The 20,187-nt window shown below is 71.6% G+C and carries 22 protein-coding genes; 14 read left to right on the plus strand and 8 right to left on the minus strand.

Annotation, left to right across the window (positions count from 1 at the left end; all coding sequences use genetic code 11):
* The first annotated feature begins 131 nt into the window (after window positions 1-131).
* Window positions 132-1,532 carry a glycine betaine/L-proline transporter ProP gene (proP, locus tag ABXJ52_RS11240; RefSeq protein ID WP_367041464.1) on the plus strand — a complete coding sequence of 467 codons (1,401 nt, stop codon included), beginning with the start codon at window positions 132-134 and terminating at the stop codon, window positions 1,530-1,532.
* A 132-nt stretch (window positions 1,533-1,664) separates the two neighbouring features.
* Here proP and ABXJ52_RS11245 read toward each other — a convergent pair whose 3' ends face one another.
* Entirely contained in the window at window positions 1,665-2,738 is a 1,074-nt protein-coding gene (locus ABXJ52_RS11245; protein ID WP_367041465.1) for a serpin family protein, read from the minus strand.
* A gap of 242 nt (window positions 2,739-2,980) precedes the next feature.
* Here ABXJ52_RS11245 and ABXJ52_RS11250 point away from each other — a divergent pair, with 242 nt between their 5' ends.
* Window positions 2,981-3,649 carry an O-methyltransferase gene (locus ABXJ52_RS11250; RefSeq protein ID WP_367041467.1) on the plus strand — a complete coding sequence of 223 codons (669 nt, stop codon included), beginning with the start codon at window positions 2,981-2,983 and terminating at the stop codon, window positions 3,647-3,649.
* A gap of 77 nt (window positions 3,650-3,726) precedes the next feature.
* On the opposite strand, the gene ABXJ52_RS11255 is transcribed toward ABXJ52_RS11250, so the two are convergent.
* On the minus strand, window positions 3,727-4,119 hold the full coding sequence (locus ABXJ52_RS11255) for a hypothetical protein (protein ID WP_367041469.1): 393 nt from the start codon (window positions 4,117-4,119) through the stop codon (window positions 3,727-3,729).
* A gap of 115 nt (window positions 4,120-4,234) precedes the next feature.
* Here ABXJ52_RS11255 and ABXJ52_RS11260 point away from each other — a divergent pair, with 115 nt between their 5' ends.
* The 4 genes from ABXJ52_RS11260 to ABXJ52_RS11275 all read left to right on the plus strand — a co-directional run bounded on the left by ABXJ52_RS11260 (window position 4,235) and on the right by ABXJ52_RS11275 (window position 6,381).
* Window positions 4,235-4,642, plus strand: a complete 408-nt coding sequence (locus ABXJ52_RS11260; RefSeq protein WP_367041470.1) for a DUF1992 domain-containing protein — start codon at window positions 4,235-4,237, stop codon at window positions 4,640-4,642.
* A 48-nt stretch (window positions 4,643-4,690) separates the two neighbouring features.
* A complete protein-coding gene (locus ABXJ52_RS11265; protein WP_367041472.1) occupies window positions 4,691-5,020 on the plus strand; it encodes an antibiotic biosynthesis monooxygenase in 330 nt (109 codons plus the stop codon).
* A gap of 76 nt (window positions 5,021-5,096) precedes the next feature.
* Complete coding sequence (locus ABXJ52_RS11270) at window positions 5,097-5,735, plus strand: LysE family translocator (protein WP_367041474.1); 639 nt, start codon at window positions 5,097-5,099, stop codon at window positions 5,733-5,735.
* A gap of 94 nt (window positions 5,736-5,829) precedes the next feature.
* Window positions 5,830-6,381, plus strand: coding sequence for a GNAT family N-acetyltransferase (locus ABXJ52_RS11275; protein WP_367041476.1), 552 nt, complete (start codon window positions 5,830-5,832; stop codon window positions 6,379-6,381).
* Window positions 6,382-6,461: 80 nt separating this feature from the next.
* On the opposite strand, the gene ABXJ52_RS11280 is transcribed toward ABXJ52_RS11275, so the two are convergent.
* Entirely contained in the window at window positions 6,462-8,570 is a 2,109-nt protein-coding gene (locus ABXJ52_RS11280) for an MDR family MFS transporter (protein ID WP_367041478.1), read from the minus strand.
* 152 nt (window positions 8,571-8,722) lie between these two features.
* Here ABXJ52_RS11280 and ABXJ52_RS11285 point away from each other — a divergent pair, with 152 nt between their 5' ends.
* The gene (locus ABXJ52_RS11285) at window positions 8,723-9,751 is read left to right on the plus strand and encodes a peptidoglycan-binding domain-containing protein (RefSeq protein WP_367041480.1); all 1,029 of its coding nucleotides are present in this window, start codon (window positions 8,723-8,725) and stop codon (window positions 9,749-9,751) included.
* 502 nt (window positions 9,752-10,253) lie between these two features.
* Here the strand turns inward: ABXJ52_RS11285 and ABXJ52_RS11290 are convergent.
* Both ABXJ52_RS11290 and ABXJ52_RS11295 read right to left on the minus strand, forming a co-directional pair.
* Complete coding sequence (locus ABXJ52_RS11290) at window positions 10,254-10,919, minus strand: HAD-IA family hydrolase (protein ID WP_367041481.1); 666 nt, start codon at window positions 10,917-10,919, stop codon at window positions 10,254-10,256.
* A 185-nt stretch (window positions 10,920-11,104) separates the two neighbouring features.
* On the minus strand, window positions 11,105-11,683 hold the full coding sequence (locus ABXJ52_RS11295; protein WP_367041483.1) for a TMEM165/GDT1 family protein: 579 nt from the start codon (window positions 11,681-11,683) through the stop codon (window positions 11,105-11,107).
* A gap of 498 nt (window positions 11,684-12,181) precedes the next feature.
* On the opposite strand from ABXJ52_RS11295, the gene ABXJ52_RS11300 reads away from it, so the two are divergent.
* The 4 genes from ABXJ52_RS11300 (at window position 12,182) to ABXJ52_RS11315 (ending at window position 17,381) form a co-directional block, all read left to right on the plus strand.
* Window positions 12,182-12,829, plus strand: a complete 648-nt coding sequence (locus tag ABXJ52_RS11300; RefSeq protein WP_367041485.1) for an HNH endonuclease family protein — start codon at window positions 12,182-12,184, stop codon at window positions 12,827-12,829.
* 136 nt (window positions 12,830-12,965) lie between these two features.
* Entirely contained in the window at window positions 12,966-14,642 is a 1,677-nt protein-coding gene (locus tag ABXJ52_RS11305; RefSeq protein ID WP_367041487.1) for an alkaline phosphatase D family protein, read from the plus strand.
* 250 nt (window positions 14,643-14,892) lie between these two features.
* Window positions 14,893-16,869, plus strand: a complete 1,977-nt coding sequence (locus ABXJ52_RS11310) for an FAD/NAD(P)-binding protein (protein WP_367041488.1) — start codon at window positions 14,893-14,895, stop codon at window positions 16,867-16,869.
* Window positions 16,870-16,931: 62 nt separating this feature from the next.
* Window positions 16,932-17,381 (plus strand): DoxX family protein, encoded by a 450-nt coding sequence (locus ABXJ52_RS11315; protein ID WP_367041490.1) that lies wholly within the window; start codon window positions 16,932-16,934, stop codon window positions 17,379-17,381.
* Between the two features lie 91 nt (window positions 17,382-17,472).
* Here ABXJ52_RS11315 and ABXJ52_RS11320 read toward each other — a convergent pair whose 3' ends face one another.
* A complete protein-coding gene (locus ABXJ52_RS11320; protein ID WP_367041492.1) occupies window positions 17,473-17,811 on the minus strand; it encodes a hypothetical protein in 339 nt (112 codons plus the stop codon).
* Window positions 17,790-18,041 carry a hypothetical protein gene (locus tag ABXJ52_RS11325; protein WP_367041494.1) on the minus strand — a complete coding sequence of 84 codons (252 nt, stop codon included), beginning with the start codon at window positions 18,039-18,041 and terminating at the stop codon, window positions 17,790-17,792. Before ABXJ52_RS11325 ends, ABXJ52_RS11320 begins: the two co-directional genes overlap by 22 nt.
* Before the next feature lie 229 nt (window positions 18,042-18,270).
* Here ABXJ52_RS11325 and ABXJ52_RS11330 point away from each other — a divergent pair, with 229 nt between their 5' ends.
* Complete coding sequence (locus ABXJ52_RS11330; RefSeq protein WP_367041496.1) at window positions 18,271-18,975, plus strand: VTT domain-containing protein; 705 nt, start codon at window positions 18,271-18,273, stop codon at window positions 18,973-18,975.
* Here the strand turns inward: ABXJ52_RS11330 and ABXJ52_RS11335 are convergent.
* Window positions 18,972-19,229, minus strand: coding sequence for a DUF2277 domain-containing protein (locus tag ABXJ52_RS11335; protein WP_367041498.1), 258 nt, complete (start codon window positions 19,227-19,229; stop codon window positions 18,972-18,974). The genes ABXJ52_RS11330 and ABXJ52_RS11335 overlap by 4 nt on opposite strands.
* Before the next feature lie 196 nt (window positions 19,230-19,425).
* Between ABXJ52_RS11335 and ABXJ52_RS11340 the strand changes: the two genes are divergently transcribed.
* Together ABXJ52_RS11340 and ABXJ52_RS11345 are read left to right on the plus strand one after the other, a co-directional pair.
* On the plus strand, window positions 19,426-19,773 hold the full coding sequence (locus ABXJ52_RS11340; RefSeq protein WP_367041499.1) for a hypothetical protein: 348 nt from the start codon (window positions 19,426-19,428) through the stop codon (window positions 19,771-19,773).
* 40 nt (window positions 19,774-19,813) lie between these two features.
* Window positions 19,814-20,137, plus strand: a complete 324-nt coding sequence (locus ABXJ52_RS11345) for a hypothetical protein (protein WP_367041501.1) — start codon at window positions 19,814-19,816, stop codon at window positions 20,135-20,137.
* The last annotated feature ends 50 nt before the right edge of the window (window positions 20,138-20,187 follow it).

Genomic DNA, 20,187 nt, shown 5'->3' on the forward strand with positions numbered 1-20,187 from the left:
CTTTCCGCGCGGTGTGCGGTTGGCCGGACACCGACCGTAATGATGCCGCCTACACCTATGGTCGCTTGCGGGCCGCCCCGCGCTGGGCGGCTCTGTACTTGCAGTCAACCGAGAGGCAGGCGAGCGAACCCTTGCCGGCAGCCGCATCCGTCGCACCCGTCGCACCCGTCGCTTCGCAGACCCAGGCCCCTCCGTCCGCGCACGCCTCGGCGGACGTCACCGTCGTCGACCCGGCGCTGGTCAAGCGGGCGGTGAAGGCGGCGGCCCTCGGCAACGCGATGGAGTGGTTCGACTTCGGTGTCTACAGCTACATCGCCGTGACGCTGGGCAAGGTCTTCTTCCCCTCGGGCAACCCCACGGCCCAACTGCTCTCCACCTTCGGCGCCTTCGCCGCGGCCTTCCTGATCCGCCCGCTCGGCGGCATGGTCTTCGGCCCGCTCGGCGACCGCATCGGCCGCCAGAAGATCCTCGCCCTCACCATGATCATGATGGCCGCGGGAACCTTCGCGATCGGCCTGATCCCGTCCTACGCCTCCATCGGCGTGGGCGCCCCGATCCTGCTCCTGCTCGCCCGCCTGGTGCAGGGCTTCTCCACCGGCGGCGAGTACGCGGGCGCGGCCACGTTCATCGCCGAGTACGCACCCGACAAGAAACGGGGCTTCCTCGGCAGCTGGCTGGAGTTCGGCACCCTGGCGGGCTATATCGGCGGCGCGGGCCTGGTCACCCTGATGACGGCCCTGCTCTCCACCGACGACCTCCTCTCCTGGGGCTGGCGCATCCCGTTCCTGATCGCGGGCCCGATGGGCCTGATCGGCCTGTACCTGCGGATGAGGCTGGAGGAGACCCCGGCGTTCGCCGCGGAGCTCACCAAGGCGCACAAGGACGAGCAGTCCCGCCCGAAGGTGCGGCTGCGCGACATGGTCCAGGGTCAGTGGAAGGCACTGCTCCTGTGCATGGGCCTGGTCCTCGTCTTCAACGTCACGGACTACATGCTCCTGTCGTACATGCCGAGCTACCTGACGAGCGAGCTCAAGTACGACGAGACGCACGGCCTCCTGGTCGTCCTGGCGGTGATGGCGCTGATGATGTGCGTCCAGCCGTTCGCGGGCGCGCTGACCGACCGGGTGGGCCGCCGCCCGGTGATCGCCGCGGGCTGCGTCGGCTTCCTGCTCCTCTCCGTCCCCGCGCTGCTCCTGATCCGCGAGGGCTCGCTCTGGGCGATCGGCCTCGGCATGGCGGCGCTCGGCCTGCTCCTGGTCTGCTTCACGGCCTCGATGCCGTCGACGCTCCCGGCCCTCTTCCCGACCAAGGTCCGCTACGGCTCGCTCTCCATCGGCTTCAACATCTCCGTATCGATCTTCGGAGGCACGACACCGCTGGTGGTGACGGCGCTGATCGGAGCGACGGGGAACATGATGATGCCCGCGTACTACATGATGGCCGCGGCCGTGGTGGGCGGCATCGCGGTGTGGTTCATGACCGAGAGCGCGGGCCGGCCGCTGCCGGGGTCGCGGCCGGCGGTGGAGAAGTAGCCCGGCTGCCGGTGGAGAAGTAGCCCGTCCGGCGTTTGAGGACGAACTCGGCGAAGCCGGTGATGAGGGTCACCAAGGCCCCCGCGCCGAGCGGGTTTTCGGGAAGGGGCGGGGTTGGGGAAGAACCCGCCCCTACCCCGGGACCCCCGCCTGCCACCCCACAAACAACGGCACCTCCCCCGCCCCATCAAGCACCACAACCCCGAACGGCCGGTTGAAGGCGATCCACTCGATCCGTCGAGGGACATACGGAGCCCCGGCAGCCACCGGCACAGCCGTAACCGCCGCCGCCTCCACCCCCTCCTCCGCAACCGTCACCACGGCCTCCTGCACCACCTGCGATATCGCGAGCTCCTCCGGTGACATCCCGGAGAAGTCGGCCCCCTCACTCATCGCCCACCGCACGCCCAGCGCCGCCAACTGCTCCGTCGCATCGACCCGCGTCCGCAGGGACATCCGCGGCAGCGCCATGTTGATCTGCTCGGCGTCGATCCCCGTCCAGCGGCCTTCCGCCGCCCAGGCGAGCGGCAGCACCTCGGCGGCGCCGGCGCCCGGCTCGCCGAGCACGAACCGCACCCGGGCCGGCGCCCGCCCGCCGTCCGACCTGCACTTCAGCTCGATGACACTCGCGCCGCCCACGGTCCAGGCGCAGTTCAGCGGCACGGGCCGGTGCATCGTCGGCACCCGGTGCCGCACGCCGAGGGCGTCGGTGAAGTCCTGGTCCCGCGTGCCCGCCCCTTCGAAGGGGATCTCCCAACGCGCCTTGAGCGCAAGCGCGTTGACCAGGACGAGCAGCACATCCGGAGTGATCACCACCGGCAGCCGCTCGATGAGGCCATCCGTCGCCTCCCGCACCCACGCGTCGATGCCCTCCGGGTCCATCGGCCCGAATCCCACGTCCGGCAGCGCTTCTCGATAGGCGCGGTACACCGGAACCCGGCTCCACACGCGGGTCGCGACGGCCACGGCGTCCGTGCCGCCCAACGCCCGCGCCGCCGCCGTGACCACACCGGCGGCCTCTTCACCCGCGACGCCGAGCAACTCCCGCAGCTCCACGGCGGTCTCCTCCCGCGCGCCCACCGCGACGGCGGCCAGCGCGAGCCACAGCCCGGCGGGCGAGCACACGAAGTCCCCGGCCCCGGCCCCATCACCGCGCCCCCGCGCCCGCCCGGGCCCCGCTCCCGGCCCCGCCCCCGTCGAAGCCATCAGCGGCAGCCACCGATCGGCAAGCCCCCGGATCGCCGCCGCCGGCAACTCCCGTCCGACCCCGACCCCTACCCCGGCTTCCGGCCCAGCCCCAGCCCCGTACGTCATCTCAACCCCCGCAGCCCACAGCCCTCGTCCCGCCATCACGGACCGACAACCCCAGTATGCGAGCCCCCACTGACAATCGGCCCCCACCCCACTAGCATCGTTAGCGAACCTAACGAATACCTGGAAAGGCCTTCATGAACCAGCAGCAATGGAACGCGGTCGACACGTACTTCACCGATCTCCTGACCCCTGCCGACGAGGCACTGACCGCGGCCCTGCACGACAGTGACGCCGCCGGTCTGCCGCAGATCAGCGTCGCGCCGAACCAGGGCAAGCTGCTCCAGCTCCTCGCCCAGATCCAGGGCGCGCACCGCATCCTCGAGATCGGCACGCTCGGCGGCTACAGCACCATCTGGCTGGCCCGCGCCCTGCCCGCGGACGGCCGCCTCGTCACTCTGGAGTACTCCCCGGTGCACGCGGACGTGGCCCGCGGCAACCTCGCCCGCGCCGGCCTCGACAAGCTCACCGAGGTCCGGGTGGGCCGGGCCACCGACTCGCTCGCTGCGCTCGTGGCGGAGGACGCGGCCCCCTTCGACCTGGTCTTCATCGACGCGGACAAGGCCAACAACCCGCACTACGTGGAGTGGTCGCTCAAGCTCACCCGCCCCGGCAGCCTCATCATCATCGACAACGTCGTACGAAGCGGCGCGGTCGCCCACGCCGACTCCGTCGACCCCAGCGTCCAGGGCACGCGCAAGGCGCTGGAAATCATCGCCGAGCACCCGAGGTTGAGCGGCACGGCGCTGCAGACAGTGGGCACGAAGGGGTACGACGGCCTGGCGCTGGCCCGCGTACTGGACTGAGCGCCAGGCCGGGCGAACCGGCCCTGGCCAGCCCCCGGCCGGCCTCAACCCTCCTGCCCGGCGAGGCCCGGCCGGCCTCAACCCTCCTGATAGAACCCGACGTTCACGCTGCGCGGCCCGGCCCGGTCCTGGATGACGACGTCACCGGAACCGCCCCGGGGCAGCGGCACCGTGCCCCCGTACTCAAGGAGCGACGGCGCACCGCCCACGGTGAGCCGCACCTCCGACGCGGGCTCGGGATGCGACCCGCGCAGCCAGGTGACGGTCCAGGCCCCGTCCGTTCCGCAGCGGAACTCCAGGTGCGTACGCGACACGAACAGCCAGTCATCGGGGGGCACAAGACGGCACACGCTGCGGTCGCGCCCCACCCGCAGCACGGAACCCGGTGCGCTCGGCGCGTCAGCCATGAGCATGCCCGCCGTCGCACCTTCGTCCGCCCCCGGCAAGGAGGCCATGGTCAGCTCCAGCACGTACGCTCCCCCAGCTCTCGGCGGTCAGAACGCGCGGCGGCCGCACACGCCCCCGCGCCGCCGCATCCTATGGCGGACCTCACGCGACCGCACGACCGCCTGGAACAATGGACGTATGACTGAACGGAAACCACCTGAGGTCAGCTTCGAGTCCTGGATCGACAAGCAGATCCGCGAGGCCGAGGAGCGGGGCGACTTCGCCACCCTGAAGGGCCGCGGCAAGCCCCTGCCCGACGGCCTGAACACCACGTCACACGACGAGCAGTGGTGGATCAAGCAGAAGATGGTCCGCGAGGGCCTCTCGCACCTCCCCCCGACCCTCGCCCTGCGCAAGGAGGCCGAGGACGTCCTGGCCGCGGCGCCGGACGCCCCCTCCGAACAGGCGGCCCGCACGCTGGTCACGGACCTCAACACCAAGATCCGCGAGGCCCTGCGCATGCCGCCCCCGGGCCCGCCCCTCGGCCTGAAGCCCTACGACGTGGACGAGGTGGCCAAGGCCTGGCGCGAACGCCACCCGCGCTGAGCGCATGGGGGCGGATGGCGGGAGGGGGCCATGCGCGAGGATGGGCGCATGAGCATCGTAAAGATCAACGTCCTGACCGTCTCCGCCGAGCAGCGAGAGACCCTGGAATCGCGCTTCGCGTCCCGCGCCGGCGCCGTGGAGAGCGCGGACGGCTTCGAGTGGTTCGAGCTGCTGCGCCCCATCGAGGGCACCGATGACTACCTGGTCTACACGCGCTGGCGTGACGAGGAGTCCTTCAAGGCGTGGATGGAGGGCCCCATGAAGGCCGCCCACCAGGGTGGCGCCGCCGGTGGTGGCGAGCGGCCCAAGCCCGCATCGAGCAGCGCCGCGGTGTGGTCGTTCGAGGTCGTGCAGCAGGCCGCGCCCAAGAGCGAGTAGCCGGGACGCGGGGGAGGCGGATGGGGCCGGGAAAAAGCAGTACCGGCGCCTCCCCGGCCCGTGGTGCCATGGGCCCATGATGTCCACCGACCGGATACTCGCCTTCGCGGCCATGTCCTTCCTGCTCATCGTGGTCCCCGGGCCCAGCGTCCTGTTCGTCGTCGGGCGGGCGCTGGCGCAGGGGCGCCGGGCCGCGTTGACCTCCGTGGTGGGGAACACGATCGGTGCGTACGTGCTCGTGGTGGCCGTCGCGCTCGGGGTGGGGTCCGTCGTCGAGCGCTCCGTCGTCGTCTTCACCGCGCTGAAGCTGCTCGGAGCCGCCTACCTGGTGTATCTGGGAGTCAAGGCGGTGCGCCAACGCGGGTCGCTGCACGCCGCGTTCACCGGTGACGCTCCCGCCCGCAGCGGGCTGCGTACGGTGTGGGAAGGGTTCGCGGTCGGCGTGGCCAACCCGAAGACCCTCGTCTTCTTCGCCGCCGTGCTGCCGCAGTTCGTCGACCGCGAGGAGGGGCACGTGATGCTGCAGATGCTGCTGCTCGGCCTGGTCTTCAACGCCATCGCCCTGGCGTCCGACAGTGTGTGGGGGCTGGTCGCGGCCACCGCGCGCGGCTGGTTCGCGCACTCGCCGCGGCGGCTCTCGATGGTCGGCGGGGCCGGCGGGCTGACCATGATCGGGCTCGGCGTCGGCATCGCCGCGACCGGACGCAAGGACTGACCCCGGGGCGTCGTCGAGGGCAGTGGCACCGGGGAGCACCGCGGGCCCGGTAATTCGCTTGCGGGGCAGGGCAGTCGGGTTCTGAATGGCCCTCATGACCACCCACATCGAGACCAGCACCGCGGGGCCCGCCTCCTGGGCCGTCGCTCCCGAAGCCGTCGACTCCCCTGTCGCCGCGGCGCTCTGGCGCGCGTACTACACGGAGGTCAGCGACCGGTACTACCTCCTCCACGACGGGCGAAGGACCGACCCCGGAGAGCTGGAGCGCGAGATCGCCGCCGAGACGGACCAGAGCCTGCGCCCGCCCACCGGCGTACTCCTCGTCGCCCGGTACGGCGGCGAGCCCGCGGGCACGGCCGGGGTGCGGCTCATGGGCGACCTGAAGGGTTTCCGTACCGCCGAGCTCAAGCGCGTCTTCCTGCGCGAGGACATGCGCGGCAAGGGCGGCGCCGCGCTCCTCCTCGCCGCCGCCGAGGACGCGGCCCGCGCGCTCGGCGCGGAGCGGCTCATCCTCGACACCCGCCTCGATCTGGTCGAGGCCAGGGCGCTCTACGCACGGCACGGCTACGAGGAGAGCGAGCCGCTGACCGAGCGGATGTACGCCGAGTGCTGGTACGCCAAGAAGCTGGCCCCGGCGGCCGGTTGAGCCCGGACTCGCACTCCGGTCCCCGCCCTGAGCGGCGTTGCGCCGCGACGCCGCGCTGTGGCGCCGCGCTGTGGCGCCGCTCAGGCCGCGACGCCGCGCTGTGGCGGCCTGCCGGTCCTTCCGGGCCCACCTGGGCCGCCGCCGTGCGGACCGTTGTACGGCTGTTCCGCGTCCGAGCCGCACATCTCGGCGCCCAGCTCCTCGACGAGCTGCACCAGGTCGGTGGGCCGGTCGGGACCCCACCAGTCGCCGAGCAGCTCGGCCAGGGACTCCTCGCGTGCCTTGGCCAGCTTGGCGACCGCCACCCGGCCCTCGTCGGTCAGCCGCAGGCCCATGCCCTCGCGCCGGGCGAGCCGGCGCTCCTCGACCTGGCGGGACGCGGCCGTGATCACGGAGAGCGGCACGGGGCTGCGTTCGGCGAGCACCGCCGGTTCCACGTGGCCGTGCCGGCTGATGCGCAGCAGGAGCCAGCTGGCACCGGGCAGCAGGTCGTAGCCCGCGCGTTCGGTGATGCGTACGTAGATCTCGCGGCGGCCCTCCCGCGTGCCGAGGACCGAGAGTGCCCGCGCCACCTCGTCGTACGACGAACGCTCGACGGGGTTGCTGGCGAGCGTCTGTGTCGGATCGGGCGCCGTGACCGAGCCGCGCAGCTTGTCCTCGCGCAGGAACCAGGCCAGGACGAACGCGACCAGGGCCACCGGCGCCGCGTACAGGAAGACGTCCGTGATCGACGACGCGTACGCGTGGATGACGTCCGGGCGCAGGGCCGCCGGGAGTTCGGCGATGCCCCGCGGGTCGGCCGTGAGGGAGTCCGCGCTGACGCCGGGCGGCAACTGCTGGCCCGCGACGGCGTCGGAGAGGCTGTTGACGAGGCGGTTGGCGAAGATCGTGCCGAAGATCGCGACACCGAACGAGGCTCCGATGGAGCGGAAGAACGTCGCGCCGGACGTGGCGACGCCCAGATCCCCGTACGGGACCGCGTTCTGCACGATCAGCACCAGGACCTGCATGACCAGGCCGAGCCCGAAGCCGAAGACGAAGAAGTAGACGCTCATCTCTCCCGTGCCGCTGTTCTCGTCGAGTTGGTGGAGCAGCAGCAGACCGAGGGCGGTGACTCCCGTGCCCGCGATCGGGAACACCTTCCAGCGGCCCGTGCGGCTGACGATCTGGCCGGACGCCGTCGTCGCGATCAGCATGCCGATCACCATCGGCAGCATGTGCACACCCGACATCGTCGGCGAGACGCCCTGGACGACCTGGAGGAACGTCGGCAGATAGGTCATCGCGCCGAACATCGCGAAGCCGACGACGAAGCTGATGATCGCGGAGAGCGTGAACGTCCTGACCCGGAACAGCTTCATCGGGATGACCGGTTCGGCCGCCTTGCGCTCGATGGCCACGAACGCCACGGCGAGCACGACGCCGAGCACCGCGAGGCCGACGATCTGCGGCGAGCCCCACTCCCAGGTGGTGCCGCCGAGCGACGCGACGAGGACGAGGCAGGTGGCGACGGCCGCGATGAGGAAGGTGCCGAGGTAGTCGATGACGTGCTTCGTCGAGCGCACCGGGATGTGCAGGGCGGTGGCGATGACGATGAGCGCGACGACGCCGATGGGCAGGTTGATGTAGAAGACCCAGCGCCAGCTGAGATGTTCGGTGAACAGGCCACCGAGCAGCGGCCCGAGGACACTCGTCGCACCGAAGACGGCACCGAACAGGCCCTGGTACTTGCCGCGTTCACGCGGCGAGACGATGTCGCCGACGATCGCCATCGACAGGACCATCAGACCGCCGCCGCCGATTCCCTGGAGGGCGCGGAAACCGATGAGCTGCGGCATGTTCTGCGCCATGCCGCAGAGCGCCGAGCTGACCAGGAAGATCACGATGGCCAGCTGGAACAGCTTCTTGCGGCCGTACTGGTCGCCGAGCTTGCCCCAGAGTGGTGTCGCGGCCGTCGCGGCGAGCAGATACGCGGTGACGACCCACGAGAGGTGCTCCATGCCGCCGAGCTCGCTGACGATGGTGGGCAGCGCGGTCGAGACGATGGTCTGGTCGAGGGCGGCGAGCAGCATGCCGAGCAGCAGCGCACCGATGGAGACCAGTACGCCGCCGTGGGTGTGCTCGTCCGGGGGCCCGGGGACGGGATCCGGCTCCGGCCCCGCGGGGCGGGCGCTGACGTCCTGCGTCATGGACACCTCCTGAGGGCTTCCGCGTGTCCTGCGCGTCCTGCGCGGGCCTCTCCTTCTCCATCCTGATCCGTGTGACCCGTTATGGCCTGTTGAACCGGCGGTCTGCATAATCGCTGGAGTTCTCTAGGGGTGGGATACGAAGAGTGAGCAGCATGGAGGAAGGACGTCCGGACGGCGCCGAAGGCCGCCGGCACGGTCAGCGATGTCCCGAATGCGGTACGTCACGGGAGCCGGGCAGCGCGCCTGCCTGCGGTTGTACGGAGCGGGCCGCCGACGCGGCACGGGACGCGAGGTCCGCGGACGCCGCCGCCGCGGAGGACTTCGATCCGCTGCGGATACGTCCGTATGTGACGCTGCCGGAGCCGGGGTCCGGGGAGGCGGAGGCGGAGGCGGAGTCGGAGGTGGCGGGGCTTGAGCCGGGGCGGTCTCCCGTGCCCGTTCTGCCGCCGGAGGCTGTGGCTCCGCCGCGGTCGACGGATGTGGGCCTGTTCGCGGCGGGCGAGGGGGCGGAGGGCGCCTCGCGGCTGCCCTCGCCCTCGGCCTCGCCCTCGATGCCGTACGACGGTGCGGTCGGCGACGGGGCGGAGCCGAGGCGCGGCCGTACGGGCCTGTACGCGGGGGTGAGTGCGGTGGTGGCCGTGGTGGGCGTCGCGGTGCTCGCCACGGTGCTGCTCTCACCGGACAAGCCGCAACGGGAGCAGGCGATGCCGGACGTGCCGACGCGGGCGGCGAGCGCAGCCCCGTCGGGCTCCGCCTCGGAGCCGCCGTCGACGGCGGCTCCGTCGTCCTCCGCGGCCCCGTCCGCCCCGGCCTCCACGTCCAAGTCCGCTTCCCCCAGGGGGAGTTCGTCCCCGTCCCCGTCGAGCACGGCCTCGGCCAAGCCGCGCTCCACGCCGCCGCCGAGCCGCTCGACGGCGCGGGCGACGGGTTCCGTGGAGTCGGGGACGCCGAAGGCCGACGGCGTCCTGAAGCGCGGCGACAGGGGCCCTGAGGTCGAGGAACTCCAGGGTCGGCTGCGACAGCTGTACCTGTACATGGGCGAGGCCGACGGCACGTATGACACCTCGGTGGCCGAGGCGGTCACCCGCTTCCAGTACGCCCGCGCGACGCAGGCGGACGGCGAGGGGGTCTACGGGGAGCGGACGCGGGCGGCGCTGGAGCGGGAGACCAGGGAGCCGTAGGCCCCGGCTACCGCCGGGTGCGACTACCTCGGCGGCCCTGCGTCCGCCCATACGGCACCCCCGCGCGCCGCTGCCCCGGCGGCCCTGCAAGTCCGCCAACCCGGCGGCCTCGGCGCCAGCTGGCCCGGGGCGGCCCTGCGCCTGCTCCCGGCTGCTTCTCGTCCGCGGGTGCGCGGGGGCTGATCGCGCAGTTCCCCGCGCCCCTGACGGGGCACACCCGCCGACCGAACGGCAAGCGCCCGGAACCGGCACAAAGCAAGCGCCCACTACCCGCCGCCACTCGCCCACAGGCACGCGTCGGCTGATCGCGCAGTTCCCCGCGCCCCTGACGGGGGCACACCCGACGCCCGAACGGCAAGCCCCCGGAACCGGCACAGAGCAAGCGCCCACTACCCGCCGCCACTCGCCCACAGGCACGCGTCGGCTGATCGCGCAGTTCCCCGCGCCCCTGACGGGGCTCACGTCACCCCCACCCAAGCAGCGAGCAGCGAGCAGCCCTGGATCAGGCGAACGTCAGTCGCAGTGCCCCGCCCTCGGCCGGCTCCACCATGACGCCCGTCAAGTCGTCGACATGCACGGTGGGCCCGAACTCCCCGGCCCGGGGGCCGACTCCCACGACCCGCATGCCTGCCGCGAGGCCCGCGGCTATGCCCGCCCCGGAGTCCTCGAAGACCACGCAGTCAGCGGGGGCGAAGCCCAGCTCCGCGGCGCCCTTGAGGAAGCCCTCAGGGTCGGGCTTGCTCGCCCCTACGCTCTCCGCGGTGACGCGCACCGCGGGCAGCGACAGCCCGGCCGCGGCCATCCGCCCGGTCGACAGGGGCACGTCCGCGGACGTCACGAGTGCGTGCGGCAGCCCCTCCAGGGACGCCAGGAAAGCCTCGGCCCCCGGCACGGGGACGACGCCCTCCATGTCCGCGGTCTCCTCGGCCAGCATCAGGCGGTTCTCCGCGTAGTTCTCCTCCATGGGCCGCTCCGGCAGCAGCACCGCCATCGACGCGTACCCCTGCCGCCCGTGGACGACCTTGATGACCTCGTCGAAGTCGAGCCCGTGCCGTTCGGACCAGCGCCGCCAGCAGCGCTCGACCACCGCGTCGGAGTTGACGAGGGTCCCGTCCATGTCCAGGAGGAGGGCCCGGGCGGTCAGTACAGAGGTGGTGTCGGCCGTCATCGGCGTACTCCAGAGAAAGCGGAGAAAAGGACCGGCGGAAGAATCAAGGCAGCTCCGCCCGCCGGTCAGGGAACACGGGCGGAGCCACTTTGTTTCTCTACGATACAAAAAGGCCCCGGCGGGCGCCAGCGCCGCAGGTCACACCCGTTCCGGGACCACGATCCAGGCAGGAAGTCAGGCGGAAATCAGGCAATCGCCTCGTACAGGCTCCAGACGCCAAGACCCAGCATCAGCATCGCCGCGATCTTGGTGATGAGCGCGAGCGGAACACGCTTCATCAGCGCCTTCCCGCCGACGATGCCGAGCCCGGCGACCGCCCACAGCGCGAGCACCGCGCCGAGACCCACGGAGAGCGGGTCGTCGTACCGCGCGGCCAGGTTCGCGGTCATGATCTGCGTCAGATCACCGAACTCCGCGACCAGGATGAGCATGAAACCCGCGCCGGAGACCTTCCAGAAGCTCTGGTCCTTGGGCTCGCGGACCTCCTCCTCGTCCTCCCCGCCCTTCAGGAGCAGCATCGCCGCCCCGCCGAGGAAGAGGACACCAGTGAGCGCGTGCAGCAGTTGCTGCGGCAGGAGCGTCAGCACGCTGCCCGCCGCCACGGCGAGCACCACATGGACGACGAAGGCGGCGGCGACCCCGACGAAGACGTACGAGGCGCGGTAGCGCGTCCCGAGGACGAGCCCGGCCAGCGCTGTCTTGTCCGGGAGTTCGGCAAGGAAGACGACGCCGAAGACGAGCGCCATCACGCTGATGCTGATCAAGGTTCCTCAATCGGTCGGGGCTGCCCCACCGAGAGCAATCTGTACCTCACGTACGACACCTCGGCACGGCAGCGCACACGGACGTACACGGTCATGTACGTCGGGCACTGCTTGCCGAAGGTCTCGCTGGCCGACCGCGTCCATCCCAGGGATGGCGGGGCCTGCCTCCGGGCGCCGGCTCAGGCGAGCTGAGCAGTATGTCGACGGTCCGGCGAAGAGCTACTCCCCTTCTGCGCCATCCATCGTACGGGACGTCCGCACACCCCGGACCAGGGCCTTTCGACCCCCTCGCGTGTGACTCAGGTCACGAAGAATCGCGAAAACCCAACTCCCGGGCAGGCGGCCGGACATGACGCGGCGCCAGGACTCTTGAACTGTCTCTTGAACTGACCACCGGATTGACGCGACCCTGTCACCTGACGCACATCCGCAGGAAACCCCACCGCGTCAGCATGGCCGCCCCAACGGCCAACATCCCCCCACGTCAAGGGAGTTCGTATGTCCGCTGTCTACGCGCGTCGACGCCTCGCCACTCTCACCGCCCTGACCGCACTCGCCTCCGCGGCGTCCCTCCTCACCGGCGCCCCGGCCCAGGCCGCTCCCCCGGCACCGGTCTCCGCCGCCACCGCCCGCACCTACCTGGGGCAGCTCACGGAGAAGGCCGAGGGCTCCTCCGACGGCTACAGCCGCGACAAGTTCCCGCACTGGAGCACCCAGTCCGGCGCCTGCGACACCCGCGAGGTCGTCCTCAAGCGCGACGGCACGAACGTCCAGCAGGACTCCAGCTGTGCGGCCACCTCGGGCTCCTGGAAGTCCCCGTACGACGGCGGCACCTGGACCGCGGCGTCCGACGTCGACATCGACCACGTCATCCCGCTCTCCGAGGCCTGGAAGTCCGGCGCGAACAGTTGGACCACCGCCCAGCGGGAAGGTTTCGCCAACGATCTCAGCCGCCCCCAGCTGATCGCCGTCACCGACAACGTCAACCAGAGCAAGGGCGACCAGGACCCGGCGGAGTGGATGCCGCCCACCACGTCGTACCACTGCTACTACGCCCGGATGTGGGTGGACGTGAAGCACCACTACAGCCTGACGGTGAACGCGGAGGAGAAGACCAAGCTGTCGTCGGTCCTCAGCGGCTGCTGAGGTCACCGGGTCACCAGTAGTGCACCGGGTCACAAGTAGTGAGGTCACCGGCCTGTAACCAGCGGGAATCCCCGGAACCTCGCCACCGGCCTCCGTCGTTCCGTACCGTACGGGGCGACGGAGGAGAGTGATCAACGTGGCACGGCTGCGCCTGGGTCCACTACTGAGGTATGTCGACGGTTCGACGGCGACGGTCTGGGTCGAGGCCGACCGCCCCTGCACCGCCGAGGTGCGGTGCGCGGACGGCGCCAAAGGCACGGCGAACACGTTCCAGATCGCGGGCCATCACTATGCGCTCATCCCGGTCACCGGCCTGCGTCCGGGCACGGAGACCGCGTACGAGGTGCGGCTCGGCGACAGCGGCGGCCCCGTGTGGCCGCTACCGGACTCGCCCTTCCCGCCGAGCACCATCCGCACGCCGGGCGAGGGCGACGACGAGGAGCTCCGTGTCACCTTCGGGTCCTGCCGCTGGGCGGCTCCGCCGAGCGACGAGCACGACCCCGTCGGGCCCGACGCCCTGGACACCCTCGCCGCGCGCATCGCCACCGGCACACCGGCCGACCGCCCGGACGTCCTGCTCCTCCTGGGCGACCAGGTGTACGGGGACAACACGTCCGAGGCCACGCGCCGCTGGCTCGCGGCCCGCCGGAACCTGAACGAACCGCCGGGCGACCAGGTCGCGGACTACGAGGAGTACACCCACCTCTACTACGAATCGTGGCTCGACCCCGAAGTGCGGTGGCTGCTGTCCACCGTGCCCAGTTGCATGATCTTCGACGATCACGACGTCATAGACGACTGGAACACCAGCGCGGCCTGGCTCGCCGAGATGCGGGCGACACCGTGGTGGCGCGAGCGGGTGCTGAGCGGCCTGATGTCGTACTGGGTCTACCAGCACCTCGGCAATCTGCCGCCCGCCGAGCTGGAGCGCGACGAGCTGTACGCCACGCTGCGCTCGACACCCGACGGCACGGACGCACTGCGCGCGTTCGCGGCGGCCTCGGACGCCGACCCAGGGGCTACCCGGTGGAGCTACCGCCGGGACTTCGGCCGCGTACGCCTGCTCATGATCGACACCAGGGCGGCGCGCGTCCTGGACGAACAGAACCGCGCCATGATCGACCCGGACGAGGCCCGCTGGCTGCGCGAGCAGGCGCTGGACGGCGTGGGCGGAGAAGACGGCCCGGGCCGCACGGGCGGCTACGACCACCTTCTGATCGGCACGTCGCTGCCCTGGCTGCTTCCGCACCTCATCCATGACGCCGAGGGCTGGAACGCCGCGCTGTGCCGTGGCGAGCGGGGAGAGCGCTGGGCCCGCTTCGGCGAGAACCTGCGCAGGCGGTCGGATCTGGAGCACTGGGCGGCGTTCCCCTCGTCCTTCGACGCGCTCACCTCGCTGATCGCCGAGGCGGGCACGGGGGCGGGCGCCCCGGCGACGGTGTGTGTGCTCTCCGGCGACGTCCACCACGCGTACATCGCGGAACCGACCTGGCCGGCGGGCGTCGGCCCCGAGGCCCGCGTCCTGCAACTGACGTGCTCCCCCGTCCACAACTCCATCCCCGCGTCGATAAAGCTGGGCTTCCACTTCGGCTGGAGCAGGGTGGGCCGAGCCCTGGGCCGCCGCTTCGTCCGCCACGGCCGGACGGCACGGGCAGCCATCAACTGGCGCAAAACGGGCGGCCCCTGGTTCGGCAACCAGCTCATGACACTGACACTGAGGGGCCGTTCGGCGGACGTACGACTGGACCAGGCACAGGTGGTGAAGGGCGTCGGCACCCACTTGGAGACGACGCAGAGGTCACGGCTCTCGTGAGCTCCGGGGGCTCGTGGGGCTAGCCCCTGGGTCCCATAACCCCGCAAAGGCGGCCAGCACCCCCAGACAGTACGTGACACAGGCCACACCCCTCTGGTGAACCTCCGTCACGGGGTTCGACTTCGGGGGTTCCGGCGGCATGATGAGGCGGACCGTCCGCTTCCACCACCCCGCACCCCGCACCCACTCCACACCCCCCAACCACCCCCACGCCCCCCACCGCCCCCTGCTATGCCCGGGAGTCACGCTCTTGTTCGCACCATCCGCAGCGGCCGCACCGGAACATGACGTTGCAGTCGCCGTCGTCGGCGCGGGGCCCCGCGGCACGAGTGTCCTGGAGCGCCTCTGCGCCTCGGCGGCCGAACTCCTGCCGCCAGGGGCGCGGCTGACGGTTCACGTCGTCGACCCCTCGCCCCCGGGGCCGGGACGGGTCTGGCGGACCGCCCAGCCGGCCGAGCTGCTCATGAACACGGTCGCTTCACAGGTGACGCTCTTCACCGACGAGAGCGTCGACTGCGCGGGACCGATACGGCCGGGCCCGAGCCTGTACGCATGGGCCGCCGCCGGACACGCGCCGGCGCTCGGCCCCGACGACTACCCGACCCGCGCCTGCTACGGCCGCTATCTGGAGTGGGTCTTCGCCGAGACCCTGCGCCGCGCCCCCGGAACCGTCCGGGTCGAGGCGCACGCGGCGCGCGCCGTACGCCTCGAAGGGCCTGCCGACGGCGCCCAGTCCCTCGTGCTCGACAGCGGCCGCGAGCTCTCCGGGCTCGACGCCGTCATCCTCGCGCAGGGGCACCTCCCCACAGTCAGCGACGAGGGGCAGGAGCACCTCACCGCGCACGCGGCCCGGCACGGCCTGCGCCACATCCCGCCCGCCAACCCCGCCGACGTGGACCTCTCGGCCATCGCCCCCGGCGAGCGTGTCCTGCTGCGCGGGCTCGGCCTGAACTTCTTCGACCACATGGCGCTCCTGACGCAGGGCCGCGGCGGACGCTTCGCCCCGGCGCCGGGAGGCGGCCTGCGCTACCACCCCTCGGGGCACGAGCCGAAGCTGTACGCGGGTTCGCGGCGCGGCATCCCGTACCAAGCGCGCGGCGACAACGAGAAGGGCCCCTACGGACGGCACGAGCCACTCGTCCTCACGTCCGACGTCATAGCCCGCTTCCGCAAGCGCGCCGACAGCGGTGACGCCCCGGACTTCCTGGACGAGATATGGCCGCTGGTTGCCAAGGAGGTGGAGACGGTCTACTACGCGGCCCTCGTCCAGCCCCGCGAGCGGGAGCGGGTAACGGACTTCCGGGACGCCTTCCTCGCCGTACCGCACCACAGTCCTCAAGAGGCCCTCGTACTGGACGAGTTCGGAGTCCCCGAAGCCGCACGCTGGTCCTGGGACCGCCTCGCGCAGCCGCATGCCGGCCACGCCTTCGGCTCCCCGGCCGACTTCCGCGCCTGGCTGCTTTCGTATCTGCGCGAGGACGTCGCGCAGGCCGCGCTCGGCAATGTCACGAGCCCGCTGAAGTCCGCCCTCGACGTCCTGCGCGACCTGCGCAACGAACTCCGCCTGATCCTCGACCACGGCGGCCTGTCGGGGACCTCACGCCGCGAGCACCTGGACCGCTGGTACACCCCGCTCAACGCCTACCTGTCGATCGGCCCTCCCCGGCGCCGCATCGAGGAGATGACCGCGCTGATCGAGGCGGGCGTCGTGGAGGTGCTCGGCCCGCGTCTCGCCGTGCGGCCCGCGGCGGGCGGGACGTTCCTCGCCCACTCCCCCGACGTACCGGGTTCGGATGTGTCGGTGACCACAGTGATCGAGGCCCGGCTCCCCGAACCGGATGTGCGGCGCACCGCGGACGAGCTGCTCGGGCGGCTCCTGGAGACGGGCCAGTGCCGCGCCCACGTGGTCGGCGGCCACGAAACCGGAGGCCTCGACGTCACTCCCCGCCCCTATCACCTGATTGACCGTCAAGGCCGTTCCCACGCACGGCGGTTCGCGTTCGGAGTGCCCACCGAGGGCGTGCACTGGGTGACGGCGGCCGGGGCCAGGCCCGGCGTCGACTCGGTCACCCTGTCCGACGCGGACGCGGTGGCGCGGGCCGCGCTGCGGACGGCGGCGGGAGCGGCAGGGGCGACGGAGATCCCTTCCCCGAGGGGAGCGGTCCCCTCCGCGCGGCAAGCGGAATCGCCGGAATGGCCAGATGTTGAACTTGCAAGCATAGATTAGGTTCACCTAACCTTGGGCCTCCGCTCGGTTACCGTCCCCAAAGACCGAAGGAGTCCCCCACCATGACTGGACGTCTCAACAGCGCCCAGCCCTACGCCCTCGGGCTTTTCCGCATAGTCATCGGCCTGCTCTTCGCCTGCCACGGCGCCGCCTCGCTCTTCGGAGTGCTCGGTGGCGCGATGGGCGGCGGCACGGTCGACGCCGGCACCTGGCCGGGCTGGTACGCGGCCGTCATCCAGCTGGTCGGCGGCGGCCTGGTCGCCCTCGGCCTCGGCACCCGCGCCGCCGCGTTCATCTCGTCCGGCTCGATGGCGTACGCCTACTTCAAGGTGCACCAGCCGGAGGCCCTGTGGCCGATGCAGAACGGCGGAGAGGCCTCCGCGATCTTCTGCTGGGCCATGCTCCTGCTCGTCTTCACCGGCTCGGGCGCGCTCGGCCTCGACCGGCTCTTCGCCTCGCGCGGTGCGAGCGAGACCAAGGCGGCGTCGGAGCGGACGCCGGTGGCGGCCTGACGCGCCCGCGCAGCCGCGCACACCCTGACGTGAGGGCGCCCCATCCTCGTGCGTTACGAGGATGGGGCGCCCTCACGTCAGCTCATGAGCCTCAGTGGGTGGGAAGGAACGGCACCGTCACGCACGCCGACCGGTCCCCCGCCCCACCCTGCTCACCGTGCAGCACGACGGACCTGGCCTCCCCCGCACGGAACTCCCAGTCATGGCGGGAGGTCGCCGTGCCCGAACCGTCCTTGCCCGCGGTGAAGTCCAGCCAGACCTCGTTCTCCGGGTTGACGTAGGCCGGGTCCTCCGAGGGCTGGACCGGGTCCTGGCGGTGCTGGTAGTGCCCGCCCGCCGCGTCGGGGTCGCTGCCGCACGGCTTCTGGTGCACGTGCGCCCCGTACGCGTAACCGGGTTTCATCCCCTTCACCCGGAGCGTGACCTCCATGTCGCCCGGCTTGCCTCGCTGTTCGATCTCGATCTGCGACCCGGCGGGACGAGTTTCGTGTCGTACGTGACCGCCCACGAGTACATCGAGGCCTTGGGCGGCGCGAACCGCCCCGCGACCCGCATCTCGTAATACGGCGCGCCTCCGTCAACCGCTCCCCCGCCGACCGCGCCACCGCCCGCTGCGAGCACCGCTGTTGCCACGGCCCCGGCGAGCATTCCTGCCACCATCGCCCCGCTCCTTCCTGTTGGTGACTCTGTTGGTACGGGACTTCGGCGCCGTATGCCCCATCGAAGGCGGCAGCCGGGTGAACGTGACGTAGCGAACATATGAGCCCCCCGTGGATCTCCGGCGGGGACCGCGGCGTACGCTGTACAGCTGTCACCAAGCCGCCCCTGCCGCTCCCCCGCGACGTCGCGGCAGTCACGTCGTCGACCGGGGAGTTACGGGGAAATTCCGGTGCTTGAGAGTCTGGGCTCACTGACCAGCAGCCCATGGATCTACGCGGTAGTCGCGCTTTCGGTGCTTTTCGACATCGTCCTGCCCGTGCTGCCGAGCGGCGTCCTCGTCATCACGGCGGCCACCGCGGCGGCCGCGGCAGGCACGGCGAGTACGGCGACCGCGGGCGCGGGGAGCGTGCCGCACGCGGTGCCCGACATCCTGATCCTGCTGCTCTGCGCGGCCACCGCCTCGGTACTCGGCGACCTGGCCGTCTACCGCCTCGCCTGGCGCGGCGGCGAGCGCCTGGACCGCGCCATCGCCCGCTCCCGGCGCCTCACCACCGCGCAGGAACGACTCGGCACCGCGCTCTCCCGGGGCGGCGGCGCCCTGGTCGTCCTCGCGCGCTTCGCCCCGGCGGGCCGCTCGATCGTCTCGCTCGCGGCGGGCGCGGCACATCGCAAGGTGCGTGAGTTCCTGCCCTGGTCGGCCCTGGCGGGCGTGGCGTGGGCCGGGTACAGCGTCGCGCTCGGTTACTTCGGCGGGCAGTGGCTCGGCGCGACGTGGCTGGCCACGGGTGTCTCACTGCTCGCGCTGTTCGCGGCGGGCGCGGGTGCGGCGTTCCTGGTCCGCCGACCGCGGTCGGCGACTGCGGCGGCTGGGGCGGGGGCTGCCGGGGCCGCCGGGGCGGCGGCGGGGGCTGCTGGGGCTGCGGCGGCGAACTAGGCCGCCGGGGCTTCCTCGGGCGTCCGGTCGGCGGCCCGCGGCTTGGCCCCGCGCACCTCGATCCCGGCGAGCAGTTCCGCGGTGGCCTCGGCGACCGCGTCCACGGCTCGGTCGAAGACCTCGCGGTTGTGCGCGGCCGGGGCACGGAACCCCGAGACCTTGCGCACGTACTGAAGCGCGGCGGCCCGGATCTCCTCCTCGGTGGCGTCGTCGGGGATGGCGGGCGGACGGAGCGTCTTGATGCTGCGGCACATGCTTACAGCTTGCCGCGAAGGGAGCTCGGACGTGAAGTCGTCCGCGCGACGAGAGCTCACACACCCCGCTCCCCGCTCCCCGCGCCCCGCTCCCCGCATCCCCGCACCCCGCATCCCCGCACCCCTCCCGAAGTTCACCCCACCTCAGGCGTGGCGGCTCTCGCACTCGAAATTCGAACAGGAGTAGCATTACGGGGTGCCTGCAACCCCTGCATACGACTTCCCTGACGACCTCCTCGCGGGTCAGGAGGAACTGCACCAGGTCCGGGCCGAACTCCTGGCCCTGCTGAAGCGGCTCCCCTGGTCGGTCACGCCCCTCGACGGCTTCAGCGACGACCACGGCTGGCGGAAGGTGGAGCGCCCCGCCTCCCCCGGCTGGACACCGGACGAACAGGAGGAGGTCGAGAAACTCCGTGCCCGGGAGCGGGAGTTGGCGGTGTTCGTCACGTGTCACCGCTTCTGGGATCAGGTGTCGGGACCCGATGCGGTGGCGGCTCGTGCACGGCTGAAACACATCCACGAGAAATCCATTGACACCGGGTGACGGCGGGCGTTGACTCCTGCTACGCCAAGGAGGTGCCGCCATGAACGCTCTGCTGGTCGTCCTGCTTCTCGCTCTGGTCGGCCTGGGTTTCGGCCAGCCAGTTCTGTGGCTGGCCGCTGCGGCACTCGTCTTCTTCATGGTCCAGCAGTACGACCGCGGAGGCTCCGGCAAGAGCAGCAGCGGAAGCGGCGCGAGCGGAGCCTCGGGGGCCGGAGGTGGCGGCGGGGGCGCAGCCGGCGGTGGGGGCGGAGGTGGCGGAGGCGGAGGCTATCCCAAGACCTACCGCGACTACCGCATCCGCAAGGAACGCCAGGAGCGCTGGGACCGCAGGTACCGCCGGACCCACCCGGGTTCGGGCCGCTGAGCCGGACGGTCACCGCCGGGCAGCCGTCCGACTCAGCGAAGCCCCTCCAT

It is taken from the genome of Streptomyces sp. Je 1-332, assembly GCF_040730185.1.
GTDB lineage: Bacteria > Actinomycetota > Actinomycetes > Streptomycetales > Streptomycetaceae > Streptomyces.